Source organism: Brevundimonas sp. Soil_N_31 (genome assembly GCF_057655995.1).
The window spans coordinates 493,060-517,790 of sequence record NZ_JBDGLE010000001.1 but is presented as its reverse complement, the minus strand read 5'-3'; the positions used below and the strand labels follow the sequence as shown (position 1 = coordinate 517,790).

22 protein-coding genes are annotated in these 24,731 nt (G+C 67.0%); 10 read left to right on the top strand and 12 right to left on the bottom strand.

Going from position 1 to position 24,731, the window contains the following annotated elements:
* The first annotated feature begins 161 nt into the window (after positions 1-161).
* A complete protein-coding gene (locus tag AC3A3G_RS02520; protein ID WP_125899687.1) occupies positions 162-1,439 on the top strand; it encodes a dipeptidase in 1,278 nt (425 codons plus the stop codon).
* Between the two features lie 22 nt (positions 1,440-1,461).
* Here the strand turns inward: AC3A3G_RS02520 and AC3A3G_RS02515 are convergent, their stop codons facing one another.
* Together AC3A3G_RS02515 and AC3A3G_RS02510 are read right to left on the bottom strand one after the other, a co-directional pair.
* Complete coding sequence (locus tag AC3A3G_RS02515; RefSeq protein WP_487487455.1) at positions 1,462-2,079, bottom strand: DUF2726 domain-containing protein; 618 nt, start codon at positions 2,077-2,079, stop codon at positions 1,462-1,464.
* Between the two features lie 71 nt (positions 2,080-2,150).
* Positions 2,151-2,606: a tRNA (cytidine(34)-2'-O)-methyltransferase gene (locus AC3A3G_RS02510; protein WP_368924046.1), complete on the bottom strand. Its 456-nt coding sequence runs from the start codon at positions 2,604-2,606 to the stop codon at positions 2,151-2,153.
* A gap of 196 nt (positions 2,607-2,802) precedes the next feature.
* Between AC3A3G_RS02510 and petA the strand changes: the two genes are divergently transcribed.
* From petA to AC3A3G_RS02480, 6 genes are all read left to right on the top strand, one after another.
* Entirely contained in the window at positions 2,803-3,357 is a 555-nt protein-coding gene (gene petA / locus AC3A3G_RS02505; protein WP_125899690.1) for a ubiquinol-cytochrome c reductase iron-sulfur subunit, read from the top strand.
* Positions 3,358-3,374: 17 nt separating this feature from the next.
* Entirely contained in the window at positions 3,375-4,673 is a 1,299-nt protein-coding gene (locus AC3A3G_RS02500; RefSeq protein WP_087140205.1) for a cytochrome b, read from the top strand.
* Positions 4,674-4,678: 5 nt separating this feature from the next.
* Positions 4,679-5,554, top strand: coding sequence for a cytochrome c1 (locus tag AC3A3G_RS02495; protein ID WP_125899691.1), 876 nt, complete (start codon positions 4,679-4,681; stop codon positions 5,552-5,554).
* 142 nt (positions 5,555-5,696) lie between these two features.
* Positions 5,697-7,358, top strand: coding sequence for a M28 family metallopeptidase (locus AC3A3G_RS02490; RefSeq protein WP_200165554.1), 1,662 nt, complete (start codon positions 5,697-5,699; stop codon positions 7,356-7,358).
* A 105-nt stretch (positions 7,359-7,463) separates the two neighbouring features.
* The gene (locus AC3A3G_RS02485; protein WP_200165552.1) at positions 7,464-9,062 is read left to right on the top strand and encodes a M28 family peptidase; all 1,599 of its coding nucleotides are present in this window, start codon (positions 7,464-7,466) and stop codon (positions 9,060-9,062) included.
* A gap of 37 nt (positions 9,063-9,099) precedes the next feature.
* Complete coding sequence (locus tag AC3A3G_RS02480) at positions 9,100-9,567, top strand: hypothetical protein (RefSeq protein ID WP_200165550.1); 468 nt, start codon at positions 9,100-9,102, stop codon at positions 9,565-9,567.
* 4 nt (positions 9,568-9,571) lie between these two features.
* Here AC3A3G_RS02480 and AC3A3G_RS02475 read toward each other — a convergent pair whose 3' ends face one another.
* The 6 genes from AC3A3G_RS02475 to AC3A3G_RS02450 all read right to left on the bottom strand — a co-directional run bounded on the left by AC3A3G_RS02475 (position 9,572) and on the right by AC3A3G_RS02450 (position 16,823).
* Entirely contained in the window at positions 9,572-10,858 is a 1,287-nt protein-coding gene (locus tag AC3A3G_RS02475) for an O-acetylhomoserine aminocarboxypropyltransferase/cysteine synthase family protein (RefSeq protein ID WP_368924035.1), read from the bottom strand.
* A 130-nt stretch (positions 10,859-10,988) separates the two neighbouring features.
* Entirely contained in the window at positions 10,989-12,086 is a 1,098-nt protein-coding gene (ychF, locus tag AC3A3G_RS02470; RefSeq protein ID WP_200165546.1) for a redox-regulated ATPase YchF, read from the bottom strand.
* 314 nt (positions 12,087-12,400) lie between these two features.
* Entirely contained in the window at positions 12,401-12,895 is a 495-nt protein-coding gene (locus AC3A3G_RS02465) for a copper chaperone PCu(A)C (RefSeq protein WP_368924032.1), read from the bottom strand.
* 14 nt (positions 12,896-12,909) lie between these two features.
* Positions 12,910-14,292, bottom strand: a complete 1,383-nt coding sequence (locus tag AC3A3G_RS02460) for a PepSY-associated TM helix domain-containing protein (protein ID WP_487487454.1) — start codon at positions 14,290-14,292, stop codon at positions 12,910-12,912.
* Positions 14,292-16,361 carry a TonB-dependent receptor family protein gene (locus AC3A3G_RS02455; protein WP_487487453.1) on the bottom strand — a complete coding sequence of 690 codons (2,070 nt, stop codon included), beginning with the start codon at positions 16,359-16,361 and terminating at the stop codon, positions 14,292-14,294. The genes AC3A3G_RS02460 and AC3A3G_RS02455 overlap by 1 nt, the downstream gene beginning before the upstream one ends.
* A gap of 75 nt (positions 16,362-16,436) precedes the next feature.
* Positions 16,437-16,823 carry a DUF2946 family protein gene (locus tag AC3A3G_RS02450; protein WP_138141105.1) on the bottom strand — a complete coding sequence of 129 codons (387 nt, stop codon included), beginning with the start codon at positions 16,821-16,823 and terminating at the stop codon, positions 16,437-16,439.
* Between the two features lie 128 nt (positions 16,824-16,951).
* On the opposite strand from AC3A3G_RS02450, the gene AC3A3G_RS02445 reads away from it, so the two are divergent.
* Together AC3A3G_RS02445 and AC3A3G_RS02440 are read left to right on the top strand one after the other, a co-directional pair.
* Complete coding sequence (locus tag AC3A3G_RS02445; RefSeq protein WP_487487452.1) at positions 16,952-18,364, top strand: DUF4139 domain-containing protein; 1,413 nt, start codon at positions 16,952-16,954, stop codon at positions 18,362-18,364.
* 4 nt (positions 18,365-18,368) lie between these two features.
* On the top strand, positions 18,369-19,976 hold the full coding sequence (locus tag AC3A3G_RS02440) for a DUF4139 domain-containing protein (protein WP_487487451.1): 1,608 nt from the start codon (positions 18,369-18,371) through the stop codon (positions 19,974-19,976).
* A gap of 45 nt (positions 19,977-20,021) precedes the next feature.
* Here AC3A3G_RS02440 and pth read toward each other — a convergent pair whose 3' ends face one another.
* The 4 genes from pth to AC3A3G_RS02420 form a co-directional block, all read right to left on the bottom strand.
* Positions 20,022-20,627 carry an aminoacyl-tRNA hydrolase gene (pth, locus tag AC3A3G_RS02435; protein WP_412877866.1) on the bottom strand — a complete coding sequence of 202 codons (606 nt, stop codon included), beginning with the start codon at positions 20,625-20,627 and terminating at the stop codon, positions 20,022-20,024.
* 127 nt (positions 20,628-20,754) lie between these two features.
* Complete coding sequence (locus AC3A3G_RS02430) at positions 20,755-21,372, bottom strand: 50S ribosomal protein L25/general stress protein Ctc (protein ID WP_412877865.1); 618 nt, start codon at positions 21,370-21,372, stop codon at positions 20,755-20,757.
* Between the two features lie 150 nt (positions 21,373-21,522).
* Positions 21,523-22,587 (bottom strand): hypothetical protein, encoded by a 1,065-nt coding sequence (locus AC3A3G_RS02425; protein ID WP_487487450.1) that lies wholly within the window; start codon positions 22,585-22,587, stop codon positions 21,523-21,525.
* Positions 22,588-22,697: 110 nt separating this feature from the next.
* Positions 22,698-23,633, bottom strand: a complete 936-nt coding sequence (locus tag AC3A3G_RS02420; RefSeq protein WP_487487449.1) for a ribose-phosphate pyrophosphokinase — start codon at positions 23,631-23,633, stop codon at positions 22,698-22,700.
* A 211-nt stretch (positions 23,634-23,844) separates the two neighbouring features.
* Between AC3A3G_RS02420 and AC3A3G_RS02415 the strand changes: the two genes are divergently transcribed.
* On the top strand, positions 23,845-24,708 hold the full coding sequence (locus AC3A3G_RS02415; protein WP_125899706.1) for an outer membrane protein assembly factor BamD: 864 nt from the start codon (positions 23,845-23,847) through the stop codon (positions 24,706-24,708).
* Positions 24,709-24,731 lie beyond the last annotated feature (23 nt).

Genomic DNA, 24,731 nt, shown 5'->3' with positions numbered 1-24,731 from the left:
ATGCCGCAGCGCGGGCGAGGGGGCCTTGATCCAGATCACAAGGCGCGGTGCAAACGATGCCTACGGACGGTTCCCACAGCGTCGCGCTTGTGCCAGCGTGCGGCGCCCGTAAAGCGGCGCCGTGGGGCGACCGGGCGGGTCTGTAGTTCAGAGGGGAAATCATGATCCGCATCGCCTTGCGCGCCAGCCTGCTGGCCGCCGCTTCCGTCGCCGTTCTGGCCGGACCGGTTCTGGCTCAAACGTCTCAGCCTCAAGAGGCGCGCGTGATGCAGATTCTGAAGCGCACGCCCCTGATCGACGGGCACAACGACCTGCCGTGGGCCTTGCGTCAAGGCTTTGGGAATGATCCGCACGGCGTTGATCTGAATGCGAATCTGTCGACCTCGACGCGCCTGCATACGGATATTCCGCGTCTGCGCGCCGGGGGCGTGGGCGGTCAGTTCTGGTCGGTCTATGTCCCCGCCAGCATGGCGCCGGTCGACGCCGCCAAGGCCACCTTCGAGCAGATCGACACGGTCAAGCGCATCGTCGCCGCCCACCCCGAGACCTTCGAGATCGCCACCACGGCCGACGACCTGGTCCGCATCCATCGCGCGGGCAAGATCGCCAGCCTGATCGGCATGGAGGGCGGCTATTCGATCGACGACTCCCTGGGCCTGCTGCGCGAGTTCTACGATTCGGGCGCGCGCTACATGACGCTGACCCATTCCAAGAGCACGACCTGGGCCGACAGCGGCACGGACGCTCCCAAGTGGAATGGGCTGAACGCCTTCGGCGAAGACGTGGTCCGCGAGATGAACCGTCTGGGCATGATGGTCGATCTGAGCCACGTGTCCGAGGACACCATGGTCGACGCCATTCGCGTGTCCGAGGCGCCGGTGATCTTCTCCCACTCCTCGGCGCGGGCGGTGACGGCCCATCCGCGCAACGTGCCTGACGCGGTGCTGCGCCAGATGGCGGGCAACGGCGGCATCGTGATGGTGACCTTCGTGCCGGGCTTCGTCAGCGAGGCCGTGCGGGCTTCGGGCGCGGCGCGCGGCGCGGAGATGACGCGGCTGACGGCCCTCAACCCCGGCGATCCCGCTGCGGTCAAGGCGGGCATGGACGCCTGGAACGCCGCCAACCCGGCGCCCAAGGCGACGATGGACGACGTCATCGCCCACATCCAGCACGTCCGCGACGTGGCGGGCATCGACCACGTGGGCCTGGGCGGCGACTATGACGGCGTGGACAGCCTGCCGGTCGGCCTGGAGGGCGTGGACGGCTATCCGCGCCTGCTGGCCGAACTGATGCGCCGCGGCTGGAGCGAGGCCGACATCCGCAAGATCTCGGGCGAGAACCTGCTGCGCGTCATGCGCGCGGTCGAGCGCGTGGCGGCGTCCAAGAGCGCCGAGCGGCCGAGCCTGGCCAAACTGCCGAACGACGGCGCGCCAGAGTAAGAGGCAGGCTAAGACAAGACGATCAGGCCGGCTCGTCGGCAGGCGTTCTACGCCGGACGAGCCGGTCGATTTCGAAGGTCAGCTCTTCAGGGGCGTGCCCAAAGCGAATTTCCAGGAACTCGATACCGGCACGTCTGAGAGCTTCTCGTTTCACGGCGTCGCGGGCGGCGGCTGTGCCTTGGTAGTGGCCTGAGCCTTGGTATTCGACCGCGGCGATCGGCAGACCGTCCTTGGCGATGATCAGCATGTCGACCCGCTTGCTATTCACCGCCTGGAAAGCGCCCGTATCAGCGGAGCCTAGAACTTCGCCGAGAGAGACCTGGGCCATGACGCGCCAACCGAGCGCGTGCTTGGCCAGGCCGCGCTCCAAGGCATAGAAAATGCGTGCTTCTTCGCGCGACATCAGCCGCTTGGCGTGAAACTCAGCCTTCATCACCGTCGCCAACTGATCCGTGGCGGGATTTCGAGACGCGGAAACGATCTTGATCGCAGGTGTCGATGGTTTGGTGCGACGACGCCCATGGCGTTTCATCGCCTGCGCGGCGTTCCACCCGATCAGAAAACCTGCGAGAAGGGCGAACGCCAACAATAAAGGCAGTTGGTCTGGCGTGGTAAGCTTAAGCCACAGGGATTGCATCATGGTCTCCGCTATTGCGGATCGATGTTATGCGTGTGTGGGTTGGCGTGAACTGAACGGCTTTAGTTAATCGCTTATCGCGTCGGCAGTTCGTTCATCTGCCGCAACGCTTCATGCAGGCCGATGCCGGCGCTGACGGACAGGTTCAGCGACCGGGTTTCCGGTCGTATCGGAATGTAGATTCGCGCATCGGCCGCCGCATGGACGTAGTCGGGCGAACCGGCGCTCTCCTTGCCGAACAGCAGGACGTCGTCGGGCTGGAAGACGAAATCCGCCAGGGGCTCGGCCGCGCGCGTGGTGAACAGCACCAACCGGCCCGGCGCGCGGTCGCGCTGGAAGGCCTCCCAGTTGGAATGGCGCGTCATATGGGACAAAGGCCCGTAATCGAGGGCGGCCCGCTTCATCGCGCGATCGTCGAATTTGAAGCTCGTAGGCTCGATGACGTGCAATTCCACGCCGAAACAGGCGCTCAGTCGGATGCAGGCGCCGACATTATGGGGGATGTCAGGTTGAAAAAGGGCGAGACGCATTCTAAGGCCCTCATACGCGCGGGGCGGGGCCTTGTCGCGGCTTTTGTTGCGACTGTTTCGCAAATCGCTTCCGCGACTTGTCTGGAACCGTTGAAACCAAGGCCGGGCGGTCAGGGATTTGCCATCGCATGATAGGGTTCCATTCGGTTGACGTCCCATCTCGGGGCGGGCGACCGGCGATGCAGAGGTGAAACGCGTGGCCGAATCGGTCGTGAATGCTGACGGGCCTGACGGCCAACACGGGGGTGGCGAGGCCACTCGCCGCGACTTCATCCACATTGCTGCGGGCGCGGCTGCTGCCGGCGCCGGCGTGATGGTGGCCTGGCCGCTCATCAATCAGATGAACCCGGCGGCCGACACCCTGGCTCTGGCGTCGATCGAATTCGATCTGACCAAGGTCCAGGAAGGCCAGCAGGTCGTCATCAAGTGGCAGGGCAAGCCGGTCTTCGTGCGTTATCGCACCCCGGCCGAGCTGACCAAGGTCATCGACGAGGGCGCCGTGGGCAGCCCGCCGCAGACCGACGCCGAGCGCACCAAGGAAGGCCACGAGAAGTATCTCGTCGTCATCGGCTCGTGCACCCACCTGGGCTGCGTGCCGACCTTCAACGCCGGCGAGTACGGCGGTTGGTTCTGCCCGTGCCACGGTTCGCACTACGACGCCTCGGGTCGTATTCGTAAGGGCCCGGCGCCGCTGAACCTGATCGTGCCGAACTACGAATACATGTCCGACACCCGCGTGAAGATCGGCTGAGGACGGACAGAGGAACCATGAGCGATCACGAATCCACTTACGTCCCGAAAACCGCCGTTGAGCGGTGGATGGACACGCGCCTGCCGATCATCCGTTTCGGCATGGACTATGCGAACCTGCCGACCCCGAAGAACCTGAACTACTGGTGGACCTTCGGCGGCATCCTGGCGATCTGCCTGATGACTCAGATCATCACCGGCATCGTCCTGGCCATGCACTATACCCCGCACGTCGACATGGCCTTCGCCTCGGTCGAGCGCATCATGCGCGACGTGAACGGCGGCTGGCTGATCCGCTACGTGCACGCCAACGGCGCGTCGATGTTCTTCATCGCCGTCTATCTGCACATGCTGCGGGGTCTCTACTACGGCTCCTACAAGGCGCCGCGCGAGATGATCTGGATCGTCGGCTGCGTCATCTTCTTCCTGATGATCGCCACGGCATTCCTGGGCTACGTCCTGCCGTGGGGCCAGATGTCCTTCTGGGGCGCTGAGGTCATCACCAACCTGATCGGCGCCATTCCGGTCGTCGGCGAACCGATCCTGGTCTGGCTGCGCGGCGGCCCGGCGATCGACAACGCGACGCTGAACCGCTTCTTCTCGCTGCACTACCTGCTGCCGTTCGTCATCGCCGGCTGCGTGGTGCTGCACCTGTGGGCCCTGCACGCCGCCGGTCAGAACAACCCGGTCGGCATCCTGATCCCGAAGGACCGCGCCAAGAAGGACATGCTGCCCTTCCACCCGTACTTCACGGTCAAGGACGGCTTCGCGATCATCCTGTTCCTGATCCTGTTCGCGGTGTTCGTCTTCTACAACCCGGGCGCCCTGGGCCACGCCGACAACTACATCCCGGCCAACCCGCTGCAGACCCCGGCGCACATCGTGCCTGAGTGGTACATGCTGCCCTTCTACGCGATCCTGCGCGCCATCCCCGACAAGTTCGGCGGCGTGGTGGCCATGTTCGCGGCGATCGGCGTGCTGTTCGTCCTGCCGTGGCTGGATACGTCCAAGGTGCGCTCCATGCGCTACCGCCCGACGATGAAGACCTTCTTCATCATCTTCCTGTTCGTCTGCTTCGGCCTCGGCTGGTGCGGCGCTCAGCTGCCGGACGCGCCGGTTGTTCCGGGCATGCCCAGCTTCAACCTGATCGACGGCCAGTTGAACTCCTACCTGTGGCTGACGCGACTGCTGACGGCGTACTACTTCGTCTTCTTCCTGGTGCTGATGCCGGTCATCGGCCTGCGTGAGAAGCCGCTGCCGATCCCGGCGACGATCTCGGAGCCCGTGCTCCCGTCGACCGCAGCCGAGAAGGCCTGAGCGCGATGATGAGCAACGAGAAAAAGACCGTGTCCTTCCGCAAGATCCTTGTCTCCGTGACGGCCGCTGTCGGCTTGGTCGCCATCGCCGCTCCGGCGATGGCCGCCGGGGGCGCCAAGCATCCGCGCGACGGCGGATTCAGCTTCGCCGGGCCGTTCGGCACCTTCGATCAGGGCCAGCTGCAGCGCGGCTACAAGGTCTATCGTGAGGTCTGCGCCTCCTGCCACGGCATGGATCTGGTGCACTTCCGCAACCTGGGCGACAAGCACGGGCCGTTCTGGAATCCGAAGTACCCGAACCCGAACGACAACCCGGTCGTGAAGGCTCTGGCCAAGGAGATCCAGGTCGCCGACATCGACTCGGAAACGGGTGAAGACCTGCGTCGCGACGCCACCACGGCGGACCGCTTCCCCAACCCCTATCCGAACCCGACGGCGGCCGCTGCGGCCAACGGCGGCGCCATGCCGCCGGACCTGTCGGTCATGGCCAAGGCCCGTCACGACGGCGCCAACTACATCTATTCGCTGCTGTCGGGCTATTCGACCCCGCCGGCGGGCCTGAAGATGGCGCCGGGCCAGCACTACAACCCCTATATGGCGGGCGACATGACCCCGTTCTGGGAAGGCAAGGGCCATGTGCCCGAGGGCGGCTTCATCGCCATGCCCGCGCCGCTGACCGCCGGTCAGGTCACCTATGACGACGGCACCGAGGCGACCGTGGATCAGATGTCCAAGGACGTCGCCGCCTTCATCGCCTGGACGTCCGAGCCTAAGATGGTCGAGCGCAAGCAGATGGGCTTCGGCGTGCTGATCTTCCTAGTGTTGTTCGCGGGCGTGACCTACGCCAGCTACCGCCGCATCTGGAAGGGCGTCGCCCACTAAGGCGCCTTCCAGTCGGAAAGAGATGACCCGCCGGAGCGATCCGGCGGGTTTTTTCATGCCCGCTTCGACGACCGTGGCCGTCGACATGGGCGGTTTCGCTCACTACGGTCCCGCCATCGAATTCTCCGAGGGGTGAGACTGTATGCGTATTTCATCTTCTGTCGCCGTTCTGGCGTTCGCTGCGGCCCTGGCCGGCGGCGCGGCTGCTCAGGCCCAGACACAGGCCCAGACTGCGCCCGCCTTCGACGCTGCGCGCATTTCCCAGGACATCCGCGTCCTGTCGGACGACAGCTTCGAGGGGCGCGGCATCGCCACCCCGGCCGAGCAGAAGGTGATCGACTACCTGAGCCGTCAGTACGCGGCCGCAGGCTTCGCCCCGGGCGGCGAGAACGGCGGCTGGACGCAGGCCGTGGGGCTGAACCGCTTCACCGTCTCCAACATCTCGGGTCGGCTCAAGCTGGGCGATTGGAGCCAGCCGCTGACGCAGGGCCAGGAAGTCACCATGACCACGCGCCTGCCCGGCGCGGCGGTGGACCTGAAGGACAAGCCTCTGGTCTTCGTCGGCTATGGCGTCAATGCGCCTGAGCGTCAGTGGAACGACTTCAAGACCGACGTGCGCGGCAAGGTGATCGTCGTCCTGGTCAATGACGCCGACTTTGAAGACCCCTCGCTGAACACCTTCGGCGGCGAGGCCATGACCTACTACGGCCGTTGGACCTACAAGTACGAAGAGGCTGCGCGTCAGGGCGCGGCAGGCGTGCTGATCGTCCATGAGACCAAGCCCGCCTCCTATGGCTGGACGACGGTCGCCAACTCCTGGGGCGTGCCCCAGTTCGACATCGTGCGCGCCAACCCCACGGCCGAGCGTGTTCCGATGGAAGCCTGGATCCAGCGCGATCTGGCCGTCGATCTGTTCCGCCGCGCGGGCCTCGACTTCGAGCAGGAGAAGATCAAGGCGCGCCGCCGTGATTTCCAGCCCGTGGAACTGACCGGCGCCACCATCGACGCCAGCTTCGACGTGAACACCGACCGCATCGTCACCCACAACATCGTCGCCAAGCTTGAAGGCGCGAGCCATCCGGACGAGACCATTCTCTACACCGGCCACTGGGATCACATCGGCATGGGCGAGCCGGACGCCAACGGCGACCGTATCTTCAACGGCGCCATCGACAACGCGTCGGGTACGGCGGGCCTGCTGGAGCTGGCGCGCGCCTACGCCGCCGGTCCGCGCCCCGAGCGCACCATCGTCATGATCGGGTTCACGGCCGAGGAAAGCGGCCTGTTGGGGTCGGAGTTCTACGCCGCCAATCCGCTGTATCCGCTGGAGAAGACCGTCGGCGGCTTTAATCTGGACTCGGCCGCCGTCTTTGGCCGGATGAACAAGCTGGGCGTGACCGGTTACGGCCATTCGGAACTGGACGAGCCGGTGATCGCGGCGGCGGCGGCGCAAGGGCGCGGCTTCGTCGGCGACGCCGGCGCAGCGGCGGGAATCTACTTCCGCTCGGACCACTTCCCGCTGGCGAAGAAGGGCGTGCCGATGGCCTATCTGTCCTCGACGGGGGATTTCATCGACGCTCCGATCGAACCGCGCCAGGCCAAGGCCGCCGACTATCGCGCCAATCGCTACCATCAGGCGGCGGACGAGTGGGAGGCCGACTGGGATTACGGCGGCATGCTTCAGGACCTGGAAGTGATCTTCAGGGTCGGTCAGGATCTGGCCAACAGCCGCGACTGGCCGGAATGGAAGCCGGGTTCCGAGTTCGGCGGCGAGCGGGCCAAGAGCGCCGATCAGCGCCGCTGATCCCAACTTTCGGCAATCATGACGAAAATGTAAGGGGCGGCCTCGCAAGAGGCCGCCCTATGACTATGCGGAACGGCCTCGTGGGGGAGGCTGAAGGGAATCGCCATGCATCATCGTTTCATTCGCGGCGTCGCTGCTGCGGCCCTGCTGCTCGTCGCAGGCGCCGCCTCGGCCCAGGATTTTTCGGCTCAGCGCCTGTCGGATGAAATCCGCACCATCAGCGCCGACGACTTCCAGGGGCGCTATCCGGGAACGGACGGCGAGAAGAAAACGCTGGACTGGCTTCAGGCCCAGTATGAGGCCATGGGGCTGGAACCGGGCGGGCGGAACGGCGAGTGGCTGCAGGTCATCGATCTGAAGCGCCTGACGCCCCAGGGCGCGCCGACCGTCGTCTGGACCGGGCCCGACGGCGCCCGGCACGATCTGACGCCGGGAACGGACGTGACCTTGCGGGCCATGAACGTGCGGGCCAAGGGATCGGTGGCGGATGCGGCCGTGGTCTTCGCCGGATATGGCGTCTATGCGCCCGAGCGGGGCTGGGACGATTACGGCGACCTGGACGTCCGGGGCAAGGTGGTGCTGGTCGTGGCGGGCGAGCCGGACGGCGACCTGTTCAACGGACCTTATTCGACGACCTATCAGTCGGGCGCCTACAAGGCCGACGAGGCCAAGCGTCGCGGCGCCCTGGCGGTGCTGACCGTCGTTGACGCCGATCGCGCCTGGCAGCGTGAAACCGCTGGCGCGAGCCGTATTCGCACCCTGACGCCCGGCGCGGCGGACCTGGAGTTGACGGGGGCGGTCAACGGCGCGACGGCGCAGGCCCTGGGTCTGGACATGGGAGCGCTGAAGCCGCGTCTGGGGACGGGCGATTTCCGCGCCTTCGAATTGCCGGGCGTGCGCCTTAGCGCGGCGGCCGAGGAAAAGGTCGAGATACTGCGCACCCATAACCTGCTGGCGCGGATCACGGGGACCGAGCGGCCCAATGAGGTGATCGTCTATTCCGCTCACTGGGACCATGTCGGCGTCAACGAGCACGCGGCGGGCGACGACAAGATTTTCAACGGCGCCTGGGACAACGCCTCGGGCACCGTAGGCGTGGTCGAGATGGCCCGTCAGCTGAAGGCCGCGCCGGCGCCGAAGCGCACCATTGTCTTCGCCCATATGGCGGCCGAGGAAATGGGCCTGCTGGGCGCATACGCCTATGTGGCTGATCCGATCTATCCGCTGGAGACGACGGTGGCCGACATCAACATCGACATGCTGCCTCTCAGCGGGCCGACCCGCGACGTGCCGATCTTCGGCAAGGGGCAGAACAGTCTCGAGGACGACCTGCATGCCTTGGCGCAGAAGGAAGGCCGCTACGTCTCCGACGACGGTCAGCCGGAACAGAATTTCTACTACCGCTCCGACCACTTCCCCTTCGCCCGCGCTGGCGTGCCTGCCCTGATGCCATGGCACGGGGTGGATTGGGTCGAGGGCGGCCGTGAGGCGGGCCTGGCGGCCTGGAAGGCCAAGTTCGGCGCCGATTACCATCGCCCCAGTGACGAGTGGTCGGCCGACTGGGATCTGCGTTCGGCGGTCGAGAACTTGACCTTGCTGTACCGGCTGGGTCTGGATCTGGCCAATGGCGACCAGTGGCCGAGCTGGAAGCCGACTTCCGAGTTCGGCCAGGTCCGCGAGCGTAGCGCGGCGGCGCGGCGCTAGGCGGCAACGGGGATGATGTCAGGGCGTTGAAGACTTCATGAAGCCGCTTCTCGCCCTGTCTGTCCTGTGCCTGGCGGCCTGCGACCGGCCGGGCGCGGTCAATCCGCCGACCGAGCCGGCCCAGCCGGTGCAGGGGCCGATAGCCGCAGCGCCGCCGGCCCAGCGGCCGCCGGGCGCCGCGAGCATGTTGCCCGGCGCCGGTCCGGTCAGCTTCGTCGGCCGCTGGGCGGCCAAGGCCGAATGGTGCGCCCAGACCACCGGCGAGGGGCGCGCCATCGAGATCACCACCACGGAATTCAGCGGCTACGAAAACCGTTGCGCCATTGTCGGCATTGATGAGCAGCCGGACGGCTATCAGGCGACGCTGAGCTGCGACAGCGAAGGCGTGCGGACGCGCGAACGGGTCCGCTTCGTCGCCACCTCCGAGACGCTGAACCTGACCTGGCTGGATCGGGGAACGGATCAGCCGGTTCTGCTGATCCGCTGCACGAGTCTGGCGGGCTGAAGGTTCAGACGGCGGCCAGGGCCTGATCCAGATCGGCGATGAGGTCGTCAATGTGTTCAATGCCGACCGACAGGCGCACGGTGTCCTCGGTCACGCCCGCCTTCTTCAGTTCGTCAGGCGAAAGCTGGCGGTGGGTGGTCGAGGCCGGGTGGCAGACCAGAGACTTGGCGTCGCCGATGTTGACCAGACGGGTGAAGATCTTCACCGCGTCCTGGAAGCGGGCGCCCGCCTCGCGGCCGCCCCCCTCTTCAACGGATCTGACGCCGAAGGTCAGCAGGCCGGACGCCTTGCCGCCGAAATACTTCCTGATCAGCGGGTTGGACGGATGGTCTTCCAGTCCGGCGTAGTTGACCCATTCCACCTTGGGGTGGGCCTTCAGCCACTGGGCGACGGCGGTCGCGTTCTCGACGTGGCGGTCCATGCGCAGAGCCAGCGTCTCAAGCCCTTGCAGGATCAGGAAGCTGTTGAACGGCGAGATGGCCGCGCCGGTGTTGCGCAGCAGGACGGTGCGCACCCGGCCGATGAAGGCCGCCGGGCCAAGCGCCTCGGTGTAGACGACGCCATGGTAGCTGACTTCCGGCTCATTCAGGCGGCGGAAACGCGCCTTGTGCTCGGCCCACGGAAACTTGCCGCTGTCCACGATGGCGCCGCCGATCGAGGTGCCGTGGCCGCCGATGTATTTGGTCAGGGAGTGGATGACGATGTCCGCCCCATGCTCGATCGGGCGGGTCAGGTAAGGGGTCGGCACGGTGTTGTCGACGATCAGCGGCAGGCCTTGGGCGTGCGCCGCGTCGGCCAGGGCGCCGAAGTCGACGACATTGCCTAGCGGGTTGCCGATGGACTCGCAGAAGACCGCCTTTGTGCGTTCATCCGTATGGGCGGCGATGGCGGCCGGGTCGGCAGCGTCGATGAAGCGCACCGTGATGCCGTACTGGGGCAGGGTGTGGGCGAACAGGTTGTAGGTGCCGCCATACAGGGTCGAGGTGGCGATGATGTTGTCGCCCGCCTCGGCAATGGTCAGGATCGCATAGGTGATCGCCGCCTGACCCGAGGCCACCGTCAGCGCCGCGATGCCGCCCTCCAGCGCCGCGATGCGCTGTTCCAGCACGTCCGACGTCGGGTTCATGATGCGGGTGTAGATGTTGCCCGCCACCTTCAGGTCGAACAGATCCGCCCCGTGCTTGGTGTCGTCAAAGGCGTAGCTGGTGGTCTGATAGATGGGCACGGCGACCGATTTGGTGGTCGGATCGGGCGAATAGCCCGCATGCACGGCGAGGGTATCGAACTTCATGGCGTCCCTGGAGAATTTTCAGCGTCAGTCGGGCTGACTCATCCAGGGCTTTGGCGATACCTGCAAGGGTATGGAATTTCAGTAATTCTATCAGGGCGGTCAGATTTTCTAACCGCCCTGAAGAAACGTCTTAGTTGTTGAACAGGAAGTGCATCACATCCCCGTCCTTGACGACATAGGCCTTGCCTTCGGCGCGCATCTTGCCCGCTTCCTTGGCGCCCGCTTCGCCCTTCAGCGCGACATAGTCGTCGAAGGCGATGGTTTCGCCGCGGATGAAGCCCTTTTCGAAGTCGGTGTGGATCACGCCGGCGGCCTGCGGGGCCGTGGCGCCGACCGGGATGGTCCAGGCGCGCGCTTCCTTCGGGCCGACGGTGAAGTAGGTCTGCAGGCCGAGCAACTTGTAGGCTTCGCGGATCAGGCGGTTCAGGCCAGGCTCTTCCAGACCCAGGGTCTCGAGGAACTCCTTCTGCTCCTCGTCGTCCAGGACAGCGATTTCCGACTCGATCTGGGCCGAGATGACCACCGAGTTGGCGTTGTCTTCGGCGGCGCGTTTGGCGACCAGGTCGGACAGCTCATTGCCCTTGTCGGCCGAGCTTTCTTCGACGTTGGCGACGTAGAGGGCGGGCAGGGCGGTCAGCAGCTGCAGCATGTCCCAGGCCTTCTTGTCCTCCTTGGACACCTCGGCCAGACGCGCGGGCTTGCCGTCGCGCAGCTTTTCGAGCGCGGCGTCGATCAGCTTCAGGTTCAGCTGGGATTCCTTGTCGCCGCCCTTGGCGCGCTTCTCGATCTGGACGCGGCGGCGCTCCAGGCTTTCGAGGTCGGCCAGCATCAGCTCGGTCTCGATGATCTCGAGGTCTGAGATGGGGTCGATGCGGTTCTCGACGTGGGTGATGTCGTCGTCGACGAAGCAGCGGGCGACGAAGGCGATGGCGTCGCAGTCGCGGATGTTGGCCAGGAACTGGTTGCCCAGGCCCTCGCCCTTGGACGCGCCGCGCACCAGACCGGCGATGTCCACGAAGGTGATCCGCGAGGGGATGATCTCCTTGGAGCCGGCGATGCTCGCCAGCGTGTTCAGGCGCGGTTCCGGCACGGCCACGTCGCCGGTGTTCGGCTCGATGGTGCAGAACGGATAGTTGGCCGCTTGGGCCGCCGCCGTCTTGGTCAGGGCGTTGAACAGGGTGGACTTGCCGACGTTGGGCAGGCCGACGATCGCGACTTTAAGAGCCATGGTATTCCTCGTGAGCGCGAGCCTTTAGCCGGTTCGGGCCGGTTTGTCAGGTGTGGGCGACAGACAGGGGAACCCTCGCCTGTTGGGAGATGGCTTGAGCCTCCAAGAGCCGGAGGCGATTGGCGAAGGTGAAAGGGTGAGGGTTTCGCGGCTGAAGTCGGCCGAAGGCCGTTGCTGGCGGTCTATGCGACGGCTGACGCCGACTGAAAGGACAAGCCCCTCACCCTTTGGCTGCTTCGCGCCGCCCTTCGGGTCGCGCAAGAACGACGGCTGCGCCGCCGTGCGTTCAAGCCCTCTCCCGCCGGGAGAGGGTTCTATTCCTCCGAATCCACCACCGGCGGCTGCTTGATCGCCGCGTGGACGCCGATGGGGCCGGCCTTCTCGAAGGTCAGGGTGAAGGAGGCGACGCCGCCGTCGACCAGCGGATCGCGCAGACCCATCAGCATGATGTGATTGCCGCCGGGCTTCAGCTCGACCGGGGTTCCGGCAGGCAGGGGCAGACCGTCGGCCAGGTGGCCCATGCTCATGACCCCGTTGTCCATCTTCATCTCATGCACCTCGGCCGACTGGGCCAGGGCGGTCGAGACGCTGAGCAGACGGTCGTCGGAGCCTGCCGTCAGGGTCAGGTAGCAGCCGCCGACCTTGGCGCCGTTGGGCGTGGGGCGGCACCAGGCGTCGGCGACCTGAACCACGCCGGGGGCGACGGCTGCGTCCTTGGCGGCTTCCGCCGACTTTTCGGCCGGCTGGCCGCAGGCGGCGAGAGTGAGGGCGGCGGCCGACAGGGCGGTCAGGGCGAACAGAGGTTTCATGTTGAAGCTCCTTCTCAAGAGGCTGCGACGGGCTTGGGCCCGGTGAACGCACGCACCGCCCGGTCGAGCAGCAGGGCGGTCACGAGGCTCAGTCCCGTCAAGGGATAGAGGATGGACAGGGGGATGACGATGCACAGCACGGCAATTCTCGCGCGCGGGCCGGGCGGCGCCGCCGGAGCGCCGGAGCGGCGGCGCGACAGGCTGGGCGGGCGGCGCTTCCACCACATGATCAGTCCGCTGATCGGCAGCAGCCAGACGGCGATGCAGCCGATCAGCATGACGATGCGGTTGATCCAGCCGTACTGCGTTCCCTGATGTACGGCGATGCCCCATTCGAAGCCCCTGGCCATGACGCCGAACTGATGCCAGCGCAGGTCGGCCTTCACCGCCCCGCTGGCGCCGTTGACATAGAGGCTGCGGGCGTCCTCGGCTTTGCGGGTCTGGCGGGAGACGGTCCAGGCCAGGTCCGAGGATCGGGGGATGCTGACGGTGAAGGGGCGCGGCAGGCCCTGTTCGCGCGCTGTCTGAAGCACGCGGTTCAGGCTGAGGGCCGCGTGATGCTGCCCGTGGTCATGGACGGGCAGGACGGCGTTCTCCAGCGTCCAGCCCACGCCCGCCGGGGCGTCGTGGGGTTGGGCGTGGCTCCAGGGGCTGGCGGCGGCGGGCGCGGGCGGGCGGCCCAGTCCCGTGTCGCGCATGACGCCCATGAACCGATCGCCCCAGACGGCCGACCACGGCATTCCCGTGACTGCAAGGAAGATGATCACCCCGCCGACATAGAAGCCGGTCAGGGCGTGAACGTCGCGCCAGAAGGGGCGGCGTCCGGCATCCGTCTCACGCGGCCGCAACACGGCGCCGCTGCGGCGACGCGGCCACCACAGATAAAGGCCTGTGGCGCACAGGATGACGGCCCAGCCCGCGACGATCTCGACCAGAATGTTCAGCGCCGTTCCGATCGGTCCGCCGAACAGGCTGAGGGAGTGCAGATTCTTGATCGTCTCGGTCACGCCGCCATAGGCGGTGACGCCGGTGACGGCGGCCGTGTGCGGATCGACGAAGACGGTGCGCTGGGCGCCGTCAGGCCGGTCGACGCGGACGCGCACGGCCTGATCCGCGCGGGCGGGAACCAGCACGTTCGCCGCCCGGCCTTTGCCCGCGCGAGCGGCGGCGTCCAGCCACTGATCAGGATCAGCCTGCCGGGCGCTGGCCGGAACCTCGATCATGGAGCGATAGACGGCGTGGTCGATCTCGTCCTTGAACAGATAGAGGCCGCCCGTCAGCGTGAGCAGCATCAGGAACGGCATCACCAGCACCCCGGCGTAGAAGTGCCAGCGCCAGACGGCCCGATAGGCGCTGGACATCACGTCCGGCGTCTTGGTCTTGAGAGAGGCGGTCATCAGTAGGCCAGCCGCAGGCCGACGAAGACCGAGCGGCCCTCGCCGGGGAAGAAGACGGCCGTCTGGGTCTTGCGGGCGGCGGTCACAGCCGAGAACTCGCCGACGTAGCGTTTGTCGGTCAGGTTGCGCGCGTCGATGTAGACCGAGGTGTTGGCGTTGATGTTGAAGCCGCCCGTCAGCCCCAGCACGGCGTAGTCCGGCGCCTTCGTGGTGTTGGCGTAGTCGACGTAGGGACTGGACATCCGCCACTCGACCGACGGTGTGACGAAGACGCCCGTCGGGTGGCGCCAGGTCAGTTCGGCCCGGTACTGGTGCTGTGGCACGACCGGCAGGCGGTTATCGCCCCAGCGCGCGTCGCCGTCGAAGCGGAAGTCGCTCCAGTTATAGACCTGACGAAGCATCAGCGACCCGTCCGCCAGTTCGAGCGGCAGGGTCCAGTCCAGCCCGGCCTCGATGCCCTGGTGGATGGTCTTCTTGGCGTTGAAGGTGGCGACGGGAATGTCGGGGCTGGTGATGAAGTTCAGCATCTCGCCCTCGATCCGGCTGCGATAGGCGACCAGATCCCAGGCCAGAGAGCCGTGACGCCCGCGTGTCCCGATCTCGCCGGTCCAGGCGTCCTGAACCTCGACCGGGGTGAAGCCGGTCAGCGGCGCCTGCACCAGAGCGCCGAAGGTCGGCGGCTCGACCGAGCGGGTGACGTTGGCGAAGACCTGGGCGCCGTCCTCGGCTTCCCACAACAGGCCCAGACGCGGCGAGAACCACTCATAGTCCCGGCTGGCGTCGTTGGCCGGGGTCATGCGGTCCAGATAATCGCGCGTGGCGCGTCCCCAGGAGCCGCCCGCGACCAGAGCCAGTTGGTCGGTGACGAACAGCCTCCCCTCGGCGAAGACGTCCAGGCCGGAGGCGTTCTGACGCGCATCAGCCGTCTTGGCGCCGCGCTCGCCCCCCAGGTTCACATAGCGCAGGGCCTCGACCTCTCCGTCCCGCAACGAGAAGCCGTAGAAGGCGTCGGCGCGCAGGCCGCCGATGTCGCCCGTCCAGTCGATGCGGGCGAAGGCGCCGCGCGTGGCGCTGTCCTGATCCAGCACCTGGAAGATCGGGTGATAGAGGGATTTCTCCCAGCCCCAGACGGCGCCCTCGAACAGGGTCGATTCGTTGAAGCGCCAGCGGGTCTGCAGCGTCAGCCGCTTGACGGTCAGGTCGCGGGCCTGATCGCCGGACAGGGCGCTGGCGGCGGCCTTGCGCGGGGTGTTCAGCGCCTCTTCCAATGTCAGAGAGCCGGGCATGTCCTGCTTGATGTCGGCGGCCTGGGCGATCAGGCGCACCTCGCGATCCTCGCCGAAGGAGCGGCCCGCATTGACGGTCAGACGGCCTTGCGACTGCCGGCTGTGGTCGCGCCAGCCGTCGCCTTGCATGGCCGTGGCGGCGGCGTAGATATCCCAGTCGCCATAGGTTTCCGCGACGGCGCTGTGAGCGCGCACGAAGCCGTAGCTGCCGCCCTCGACCTGCATCAGGGCGCGCTGGCGGGCCGTGCGGCCGGTCGGGGTGACGAGGTTGATGGCCCCGCCCAACTGGGCCCCGCCGAAGCGCAGGGTGTTGGCGCCCTTCCACACCTCGACATAGCGGGCGCTGAGAGAGTCCACGCTCTGGAAGTCGGAGAAGCCGTCGGCGTCGGCGAAGGGTACGCCGTCCTGGGCGAACAGAACGCCGCGCTGGTGGAAGCCCTGGGCGATGCCCGAGCCGCGAATGGACAGGCGGCTCTCCTCGCCGAACCGCTTCTGCGCCAGCACGCCGGGGACATTGCGCAGGGTGTCGGCGAAGCCCTGGACGAAGCGGTCGGAATAGCTTTCGGCCGACACCACGGCGACGGCGCCGGGGGTGCGGCTGAGACGGTCGCGCGCCTCGGCCACGACGGTCGGGTCTTCGGCGTTGCGGCGGCCGGTGACGATGATGCTGTCGACGATGGTGGGGCTGTCAGCCTCCGACAGGTCGTAGGCATGGGCGAGGGACGGCGCCAGGCAGGCGCCGATCAGCAGGGCGCACGGCGCCGCAGCGGTCTTGAGAGACATGGAATTTGTATCCTGAAAACAGATGTGCGGCCGGGCAGGCCTTCAGCAGGCGCGCGGCGTCGATGAGTCTGGTTTTCAGGCGTGAGGCGGGGCGCGTGACGGCGGACGCGGCGGAGCGCGGGCCGGGGGCGGGGGGCTGGCGATGAAGGGGGCGTAGACGACGGCCTGAGTCAGGCGCACAACCGGCGCCGGTTCTGGCGCGGCGGGCGCGGGCAGGGCCGCCAGCAGGGGCATGACGCAGGCGGCGCATTTGGCGCCCATCTCGGCCTTGATTGGGCCGTCGACGCCGCCGGACTGGATGGTCTGGGGACCATCGGCCGAGCAGATGACGATGGGCTGGCCGGGCGTGGAGGCCGCCAGCGCCGCGAAGGGCATCAGGCTGCCGATCACGATGGCGAACGTCGCGGCCAGGAAGGCCAGCGAGCGCCAGGTCGACCAGTTTTCTGCCTGGGAGCGGGTCACGAGGCAGGGCTTAAACCTTCCCAGACGGGGAAGCCAGACCGGCGAGGGGCGACGCGGCGTCGCGCGCGCCCTCGACAAGATCGCCTTCGCAGTGCAGCGTGACGCTTGGACAGTCATCGAGGACACGCATGATCCGCGCCATCGGACCCTTCGCTCTCGCCCTGCTTCTTGCCGCGCCTGCGGCCGCGCAACAGGTGGAGGAGGGGCCGGGCGGTCCCGATCGCGTCTCCCTGACGGTCTACAACCAGAACATCGCCCTGGTGGAGGACGTGCGGAACCTGAACGTGCCCGCCGGGCGCTCGCGTCAGGAGTTTCCGGGCGTGTCCGCCAGCATCAGGCCCGAGACGGTGGGCCTGTCGGGGCGCGGCCTGTCGGTGGTCGAGCAGAACTTCGACTATGACCTGCTGACGCCGGGCAAGCTGATGGAAAGCGCCGTCGGCAATGAGATCGGCATCGTCCGCACCAATCCCGGTTCGGGCGCGCAATCGACCGAGCGCGCCCGCGTGCTGGCGGCGAATCAGGGCGTGGTGCTGCAGATCGGCGACCGCATCGAGGTGCTGCGCGACGACGGCGTGCCGACGCGCGTCATCTTCGACCGCGTGCCGCAGAACCTGCGCCCGCGCCCGACGCTCAGCGTCACCCTGGACGCCGAAGGGGCTGGTCGCCGCGAGACGACCCTGTCCTATCTGACCAGCGGTCTGACGTGGAAGGCCGACTATGTCGCCCGTTTCGACGAGAAGGCGGGCAAGCTGGACCTGACCGGCTGGGTGACGCTGACCAACAACTCGGGCGCGACCTTCAGCAACGCCCAGACGCGCGTGGTGGCGGGCGACGTCAATCTGATCAATCAGGGCGGCTATAATCCGCGCCCGCCGGTCCGTGTGTCCAATACGCGCGGCAATGGAACCCAGTCGGGCGGTGAAGGCGCGCTGGCCGACGTCTATGTCTATCCGCTGCCCGAGGCCGTGACGGTCGCCAATAACCAGACCAAGCAGGTCGGCCTGATCGACGCGGCGGGCGTTCCCGCGACCAAGCGCTATCTGCGGGTGGTCGACGGCTTCTATAGCGCCGAGGAGCCGATCGCGGCCGAAGTCGGGGTTATCTTCGCCAATGGATCGGGGAACGCGGCGCGCGCCCTGCCGGCGGGGGTGATCCGCGTCTATGTGAAGGATGAGGCGGGCGAGCCGCGTTTCATCGGCGAAAGCCAGGTCGACCACTCGCCTGCGGGATCCGAGATCGTTGTGACGACCGGCGACGCCTTTGATGTGACGGTGCAGCCGCGTCTGGTGTCGTCCGAGCGGGTGTCGAAGCGCCTGGTCGACTATTTCCGCGCCCGTTATGCGATGGAATACACCGTCCGCAACGCTCGGCCCGAACCGGTGACGGTCGAGGTGCGCCAGCGCGGTCTGGGGCGCGACACCGAGCTGTCGGATCAGAGCATCACGGGCGAGATGCGCGACGCGCGCACCGTCGTCTGGCGCGTGCCCGTGCCCGCCAACGGCGAGACCAAGCTGACCGCGACCATCACCACGGGCGGTTGATCTCATGCGCCGCCTTCTGGCGATCACCACTGCGCTGAGCCTTCTGGCGCCTGCGGTCTGGGCGCAGACGGAGAGCGTTTCCGCGCGTCCTGACGGCGCGACGGTGGTGATCTATCGCGACCGCCCGGTCGATACGGTCGCCCTGATGGAACAGTCCCGCCAGCCGTGGAGCCGGCTGGATCGTCAGGGGCTGGCCCTGATCGTCGAGACGCGCACGGTCGATCTTCCGGCGGGCGAGGGGATCATTCGTTTTCGGGGGCTGGCCACCGGCGTCGTGCCGCAGAGCGCGGTGCTGGAGGGCCTGCCCGCCCATGTGGTCGAGCGCAACGCCGACTTCGACCTGCTGTCGCCCGCCAGCCTGATGGAGAAGTCCGTCGGCGAGGTGGTGCGCGTCGTCCGCACCAATCCCGCGACCGGCGAACAGGTCGAGAAGGCCGCCGTGATCCGCGCGGGCGCGCAAGGGACGGTGCTGGAGATCGACGGCCGGTTCGAGGCGCTGGACTGCTCGGGCCAGACCGAGCGGGTGGTGTTCGACCGCGTGCCCGAGGGGCTGGGCGATCAGCCGACGCTGTCGGTCCGCACGCGCGCGGAGCGGGCGGGGCGGCACACGGTGACGTTGGCCTATCTGACCACGGGGCTGCAGTGGTCGGCCGACTATGTGGCGCGGCTTAACCCGACGGACGGGACGCTGGATCTGACCGGCTGGGTGACGCTGGCCAATTTCGGCGGCACGGGATTCCCTGACGCCCCGGTGCAGGTGGTGGCGGGCACGCTGAGGAAGGACGCAGGCACCGTGCCGGTCGAGCCGTTGGTCCGCTATCAGCAGAACCAGTGCTGGCCGCAGGGAACGACGACGTTCGGTTCAGGGCAATTCGCGGGCTATGGCGGCGCGCCGCCTCCGCCGCCGCCGCCGGCTCCGCCGAGGCCAATGGCGATGGAGGCGGCGGATGTCGTCATCACCGGCAGCCGCATGGCGCGCGCTCCGAAGCTGGCTGAACAGGGCGAACTGGGCGACTACAAGATCTACACCCTGCCCGAGCCGACCACGGTGGCGGCGCGGCAGACCAAGCAGGTGCGCTTTCTGGAGCGCGAGGCCGTGGCCTATGAACGGGTCTATCGCGCCGGGGTGCTGAACCCGGACGAGGAATCGCAGCCCACGGCCATCGTCATGAAGCTGCGCAACGAGGAGGGCGCTGGGTTGGGCGTGGCCCTGCCGGGCGGCTCAGTGGCGGTGATGCAGCCGGACGGGGCGGGCGGCGTGCTGCTGGCGGGTCAGGACCGGTTCGAGGACAAGGGCGTAGGCCTGCCGGTACGGCTGACCTTCGGCCAATCGCCGGACGTGCGGGTTCAGACGCGGCTGGTGAAGTCCGGCAGCTCGACGCGCGGCGCCGTCACGACCGAGCGCACCGAGGTCGAGACCACCGTCACCAATGCGCGCTCAGAGCCGGTGACGGTTGAACTGGTCGCCGATGCGGCCGGACAGCGCGGCTTTCGTATCCGCAGCCAGTCGGTGCGCAGCCGGGTGGACGACACCGGCTATCCTGTCTGGACGATGAGCGTGCCGGCGAACGGTGCGGCGACCTTGCGGGCGGCCTGGACGACAACGGATTGAGGCTGTGATTCTCCCTCCCCATGAAGGGGAGGGAGAGGCGTTGCGTTACTCCCCCTTCGCCGCCTGCCTGGGGCTGAATTTCGGCGCAGGAGCCAGGCGCATGACTTCGCCCTGATAGCGTTCGTCGTCGCCGTTCACCGCGAAGGGCAGGGCGTCGGCGCAGGCCTGCAGCATGGCGTCCAGCCACGGCTTGTCGGCCTTGTGGAAGTCGCCCAGGACGTGGTGCATGACCAGTTGCGGCTCGCCAGGGTGGCCGATGCCCATGCGGGCGCGGCGGAAGTCGGCGCCCAGGTGGCTGATCAGGCTGCGAATCCCGTTCTGGCCTGCTGCGCCGCCGCCCTTCTTCATGCGGAAGCGGCCGGGGGCCAGGTCGATCTCGTCGTGGAAGACGATGACGTGTTCGGGCTTCACCTTGTAGAAGCGCGCCGCCTCGCCGACGGCGCGGCCGCTCTCGTTCATATAGGTCTGGGGCTTCATCAGCAGGATCTTGGTCCCCTCGACCTCGCCGTCGGCGACGATCGACTGGAACTTGGCGCGCGACGGACCGAAGCGCCAGCGGTCGGCGATTTCGTCCACGGCCATGAAGCCGATGTTGTGGCGGTTCTTTTCGTATTTGGGGCCGGGATTGCCCAGGCCGGCGATGATGATCATGCGATCCTCATGCCCCGTGCTTCAGACAAAGAAAAGCCCCGCCAGGCGAACCGGGCGGGGCTGTGTCTCGCTGTTTAATCCCCTCAAGCAGCCCTGCGCCGCGCGCAGGGCGATAGGGGAGGAAACATCAGGCTTCTTCGGCTTCAGCTTCCGCCGTGGTGTCGCCGGCGTCCGACTGAGCGGCTGCCGAGTTCTTGATCGCGGCGATCATGAAGTCGCGGTCGGTGATGGTCGCCGAGGCGCCTTCCGGCAGCTGGATGTCCGAGATGCGGATGTTCTCGCCGATCTCGCGGCCCTTCAGGTCGACGACCAGTTCAGCCGGGATACGGTCGGCGCGGACCATGATCTCGACGGTGTGGCGAACCACTTCCAGCATGCCGCCCTGACGGGTGTAGGGAGCTTCGTCAGCGTTGACGAAGGCGACCGGGATTTCGATCTTGATCTCTTCCTTGGCGCCGACGCGCATCAGGTCGAAGTGCAGCGGACGGTCGGAAACCGGATCGAACTGGATGTCCTTGGCGATGACCGGCTGGGTTTCCTTGCCGTACTTCAGGGTCACCAGGTGACCGATCAGCTTGCCGGTGTACAGCGACTTGCGGAACTCGCGCTCGTTCACGGAGATGGCCACCGGGGCCTTGTCGCCGCCGTACAGCACGCCGGGGACGGCGCCTTCGCGGCGCGCGGCGCGGGCGCCGCCGGTGCCCACGTTCTCGCGGACATCAACGTTCAGAATGATCTCAGCCATCGGGCTCGCCTTCAATACAAGTAAACGCCTGCGCAGAACCGTGTCCCGCGCGGCGGGGTCATGAACCCTTCGAATTCAAGAGCGCGGGCTATTACACGGAACACGGGGCGGACGCAACCGCCCCGGCTTCGCCCGCAGTGATATTCAGCCCTAGCCGTTAGGAGTTGCGGTGACCGCGGACTGGTTCTGCGCCTGGGCCATCGGCGTGGGCCCGCCCGCAGGCGGCACAGCCACGGTGATGGTGGGCATCGGTCCCGTATACTGCGAGGTGCACTGGGCCAGGTCGCGGACGACGTGACGACCGGCGCAGAAGATGTCCTCATAGTTCGGCTTGGCCGCCGCCAGGCACTGGAACAGCATCAACTTCGACATGTTGAGGCAGAACTCATTGTTCGATTCGCTCGTCAGGGCGTCGGTGTTCGCCTTGGCGTCCTCGCCCGCCGCGCCGAGCGCCGCCAGGGCGGCGATGGCCAGGGAGTTGACGATGGCGGGCGTGAACGGCGCGCCGCGCTGGGCGGCGGTCAGGTTCAGGCCCGAACCGCTGTTGGCGGCGGCGAACAGGCGGGCGCTGTCCTCGGCCGAGGGCAGGCGCGGCACGGCCGACAGGGACTTGGCGCCTTCCAGACGGCCCACGCGGTCCGCGACGGGCTGGGTGGCCCAGCGACGGCGGGGATCACGGCGTTCCTGGATGGTGTAGGCGTCCGTTTCCACCGCCTCGGCGATGGCGGTCATGGTCGCCGCGTCCTGACCCATGGTGCTTGCGATCAGGCCGGCGGCGGCTTCAGCGCCTGGCAGGGTGGCGGCGTAGGCCGGGTCGGCGACGATTCGCGACACCATCTGCTGGCGTTGGGCCGGGTCGGAGGCGTACTGGCGCACGCTGGCGACATATTCCGGGGATTGCAGGGCCAGGATGGCGCCATAGGCGATCATGCCGCGCGACAACTGGCCGGCCTCGACGGCGGCGCCCTTGCGGACGGCGGCCTGAATGGATTCGGCGTCGGGGAAGCCGGCCTGGATCGACCCGACTTCGCGCACGAAGGCGACATAGACCGAGGCGGCCTCGGCCACGCTCTGGTTCAGCGCCAGGGCGGGCGGGGGCGGCGGGGGCGGCGCAGGGGGCGGCGCTTCCGGTTCAGGCGTCGAACAGCTGGCCAGGACGGCGGCGGCGGCGACAGCGGCGACGGAGAGGCCGCGGCGCAAGAAGGCCTGGGGCATCGGCGGTCTTCCCTTGTTTTAAGCGATACGCACTTGGACGGGCGTCGGAGGCGGACAGCGCCTGCCGAACTACAAGCCCTTATATCGCGGAGGGAATGGTTAGCCGAACCTTAATCGAACAGCTTTGAGACCGACTCTTCGTTGGCGATGCGCCGAATCGCCTCGCCCATCAGCGGAGCCACGGGCACGCGGCGGATCTTCGAGCAGTTCAAAACTTCGTCAGGCTGTTCGATGGAGTCGGTGATCACCAGCTCCTTCAGCGGGCCGTTGGCGACGCGGTCGACCGCCGGACCCGACAGGACGCCGTGGCTGATGTAGGCTGAAACCTCGGTCGCGCCGCGGTCGATCAGCGCCTTGGCCGCGTTCACCAGGGTGCCGCCCGAATCGACGATGTCGTCGAACAGGATGCAGCGGCGGCCTTCGACGTCGCCGATGATGTTCATGACTTCGCTCTCGCCCGCCTTGGGGCGGCGCTTGTCGACGATGGCGAGGTCCGCATTCAGGCGGCTGGCCAGGAAGCGGGCGCGCACCACGCCGCCGACGTCGGGCGAGACGATCATCAGATCATCGCCCTTGGGGTAGTTGTCCTTGATGTCCTGGGCCAAGACGGGCGTCGCCACCAGATTATCGGTCGGGATGTCGAAGAAGCCCTGAATCTGGCCGGCGTGCAGGTCCATGGTCAGGACGCGGTCGGCACCGGCGCGGGTGATCAGATTGGCGACCAGCTTGGCCGAGATCGGCGTGCGGCCGCCGGTTTTCCGGTCCTGTCGGGCGTAGCCGAAGTAGGGCATGACGGCCGTGATCCGCTTGGCCGAGGCGCGCACCAGCGCGTCGGTCATGATCAGCAGTTCCATCAGATTGTCGTTGGCCGGATACGAGGTCGACTGGATGATGAAGACATCCTCGCCGCGCACGTTCTCTTCGACGACGGCGAACACCTCATTGTCCGCGAAGCGCTTCACCTGAGCCTTGGTCAGCGGCATGTCCAGGTGAGCAGCGATGGCCTGGGCCAAGCTCCGGTTCGAATTGCCAGCAAGCAGCTTCATTGACCGGTCATCCTTTCGCCGTCATCGCTCCGCCAATAGTTGCGGGTGCGTTTCTGGACGCGCTCTCTAGGCGGCGAACGGTGCGGCGTCCAGCCGTGTTCCGGACGTATCTTCGATTTCGGCGGATTGGCTTGGGCGCGAGCGCTGTTATAGAGGGCACAACCTGCTACCGAGGGCGCGTGTCGCGTGTCCGCGTCCCGAAGGCATCTTGATGAGGTCGTCCTTGCTCGCTTCGAAATCTCGTTCCGGCATGATCCTGCTGACGGTCGCCGTGGCGGCACTGTCCGTCGCCGCGTGCTCGGGGACCAAGCCCCGCCAGCGTCTGGCTTATGAGGAGCGTCCGGTCGAGGCCCTGTACAACACGGGCTATCAGCGACTGCAGTCCAAGCGCTGGATGGACGCGGTGGACTACTTCCAGGAAGTCGAGCGTCAGCACCCCTATTCGGAGTGGGCCCGCCGCGCGATCCTGATGCAGATCTACGCCTATTATCAGAACAACAACTATCAGGACGCGATCGCAGCAGCTGACCGCTTCATCGCCCTGTTCCCCGGCAATCCGTCGGCGGGCTACGCCTTCTACATGAAGGCCGTCTGCAATTTCGAGCAGATCGTGGATGTGGGTCGGGATCAGGGCTATGCCGAGGCCGCCCTGGCGGGTCTGCGCGATGTGGCGCGTCGCTATCCGGACACGGCGTACGCCACTGACGCACGGGTCAAGATCGACATGGTCAATGACCAACTGGCGGGCAAGGAAATGGCTGTCGGTCGCTTCTACCAGCGCGCCAACCAACCCCTGGGCGCATTGAATCGCTACAAGGCGGTGATCAACAATGAGGCCTTCCAGCGCACGTCGCACACGCCTGAGGCTCTGTATCGTCTGGTCGAGGTCAATCTGAGCCTGGGCCTGACCGAGGAGGCGACGCGTAACGCCGCCGTCCTGGGCCACAACTATCCGGGCAGCCCCTGGTACGCCGAGGCCTTCGCCCTGCTGCGCGAGCGTGGCGAGAACCCGACAGTCCAGCCTGAGGGCAAGCGCGAATCCTGGCTGCAACGCCTGATCCCCGGCGGCGCCTGATCCGGTCGCAGGGCAGTGACGCG

Coding starts and splice junctions, on each gene's coding strand:
- AC3A3G_RS02520 (WP_125899687.1), top strand. CDS start 162: ATGATCCGCATCGCCTTGCGCGCCAGCCTGCTGGCCGCCGCTTCCGTC.
- AC3A3G_RS02515 (WP_487487455.1), bottom strand. CDS start 2,079: ATGATGCAATCCCTGTGGCTTAAGCTTACCACGCCAGACCAACTGCCT.
- AC3A3G_RS02510 (WP_368924046.1), bottom strand. CDS start 2,606: ATGCGTCTCGCCCTTTTTCAACCTGACATCCCCCATAATGTCGGCGCC.
- AC3A3G_RS02500 (WP_087140205.1), top strand. CDS start 3,375: ATGAGCGATCACGAATCCACTTACGTCCCGAAAACCGCCGTTGAGCGG.
- AC3A3G_RS02495 (WP_125899691.1), top strand. CDS start 4,679: ATGATGAGCAACGAGAAAAAGACCGTGTCCTTCCGCAAGATCCTTGTC.
- AC3A3G_RS02490 (WP_200165554.1), top strand. CDS start 5,697: ATGCGTATTTCATCTTCTGTCGCCGTTCTGGCGTTCGCTGCGGCCCTG.
- AC3A3G_RS02485 (WP_200165552.1), top strand. CDS start 7,464: ATGCATCATCGTTTCATTCGCGGCGTCGCTGCTGCGGCCCTGCTGCTC.
- AC3A3G_RS02480 (WP_200165550.1), top strand. CDS start 9,100: ATGAAGCCGCTTCTCGCCCTGTCTGTCCTGTGCCTGGCGGCCTGCGAC.
- AC3A3G_RS02475 (WP_368924035.1), bottom strand. CDS start 10,858: ATGAAGTTCGATACCCTCGCCGTGCATGCGGGCTATTCGCCCGATCCG.
- ychF (WP_200165546.1), bottom strand. CDS start 12,086: ATGGCTCTTAAAGTCGCGATCGTCGGCCTGCCCAACGTCGGCAAGTCC.
- AC3A3G_RS02465 (WP_368924032.1), bottom strand. CDS start 12,895: ATGAAACCTCTGTTCGCCCTGACCGCCCTGTCGGCCGCCGCCCTCACT.
- AC3A3G_RS02460 (WP_487487454.1), bottom strand. CDS start 14,292: ATGACCGCCTCTCTCAAGACCAAGACGCCGGACGTGATGTCCAGCGCC.
- AC3A3G_RS02455 (WP_487487453.1), bottom strand. CDS start 16,361: ATGTCTCTCAAGACCGCTGCGGCGCCGTGCGCCCTGCTGATCGGCGCC.
- AC3A3G_RS02445 (WP_487487452.1), top strand. CDS start 16,952: ATGATCCGCGCCATCGGACCCTTCGCTCTCGCCCTGCTTCTTGCCGCG.
- AC3A3G_RS02440 (WP_487487451.1), top strand. CDS start 18,369: ATGCGCCGCCTTCTGGCGATCACCACTGCGCTGAGCCTTCTGGCGCCT.
- pth (WP_412877866.1), bottom strand. CDS start 20,627: ATGATCATCATCGCCGGCCTGGGCAATCCCGGCCCCAAATACGAAAAG.
- AC3A3G_RS02430 (WP_412877865.1), bottom strand. CDS start 21,372: ATGGCTGAGATCATTCTGAACGTTGATGTCCGCGAGAACGTGGGCACC.
- AC3A3G_RS02425 (WP_487487450.1), bottom strand. CDS start 22,587: ATGCCCCAGGCCTTCTTGCGCCGCGGCCTCTCCGTCGCCGCTGTCGCC.
- AC3A3G_RS02420 (WP_487487449.1), bottom strand. CDS start 23,633: ATGAAGCTGCTTGCTGGCAATTCGAACCGGAGCTTGGCCCAGGCCATC.
- AC3A3G_RS02415 (WP_125899706.1), top strand. CDS start 23,845: ATGAGGTCGTCCTTGCTCGCTTCGAAATCTCGTTCCGGCATGATCCTG.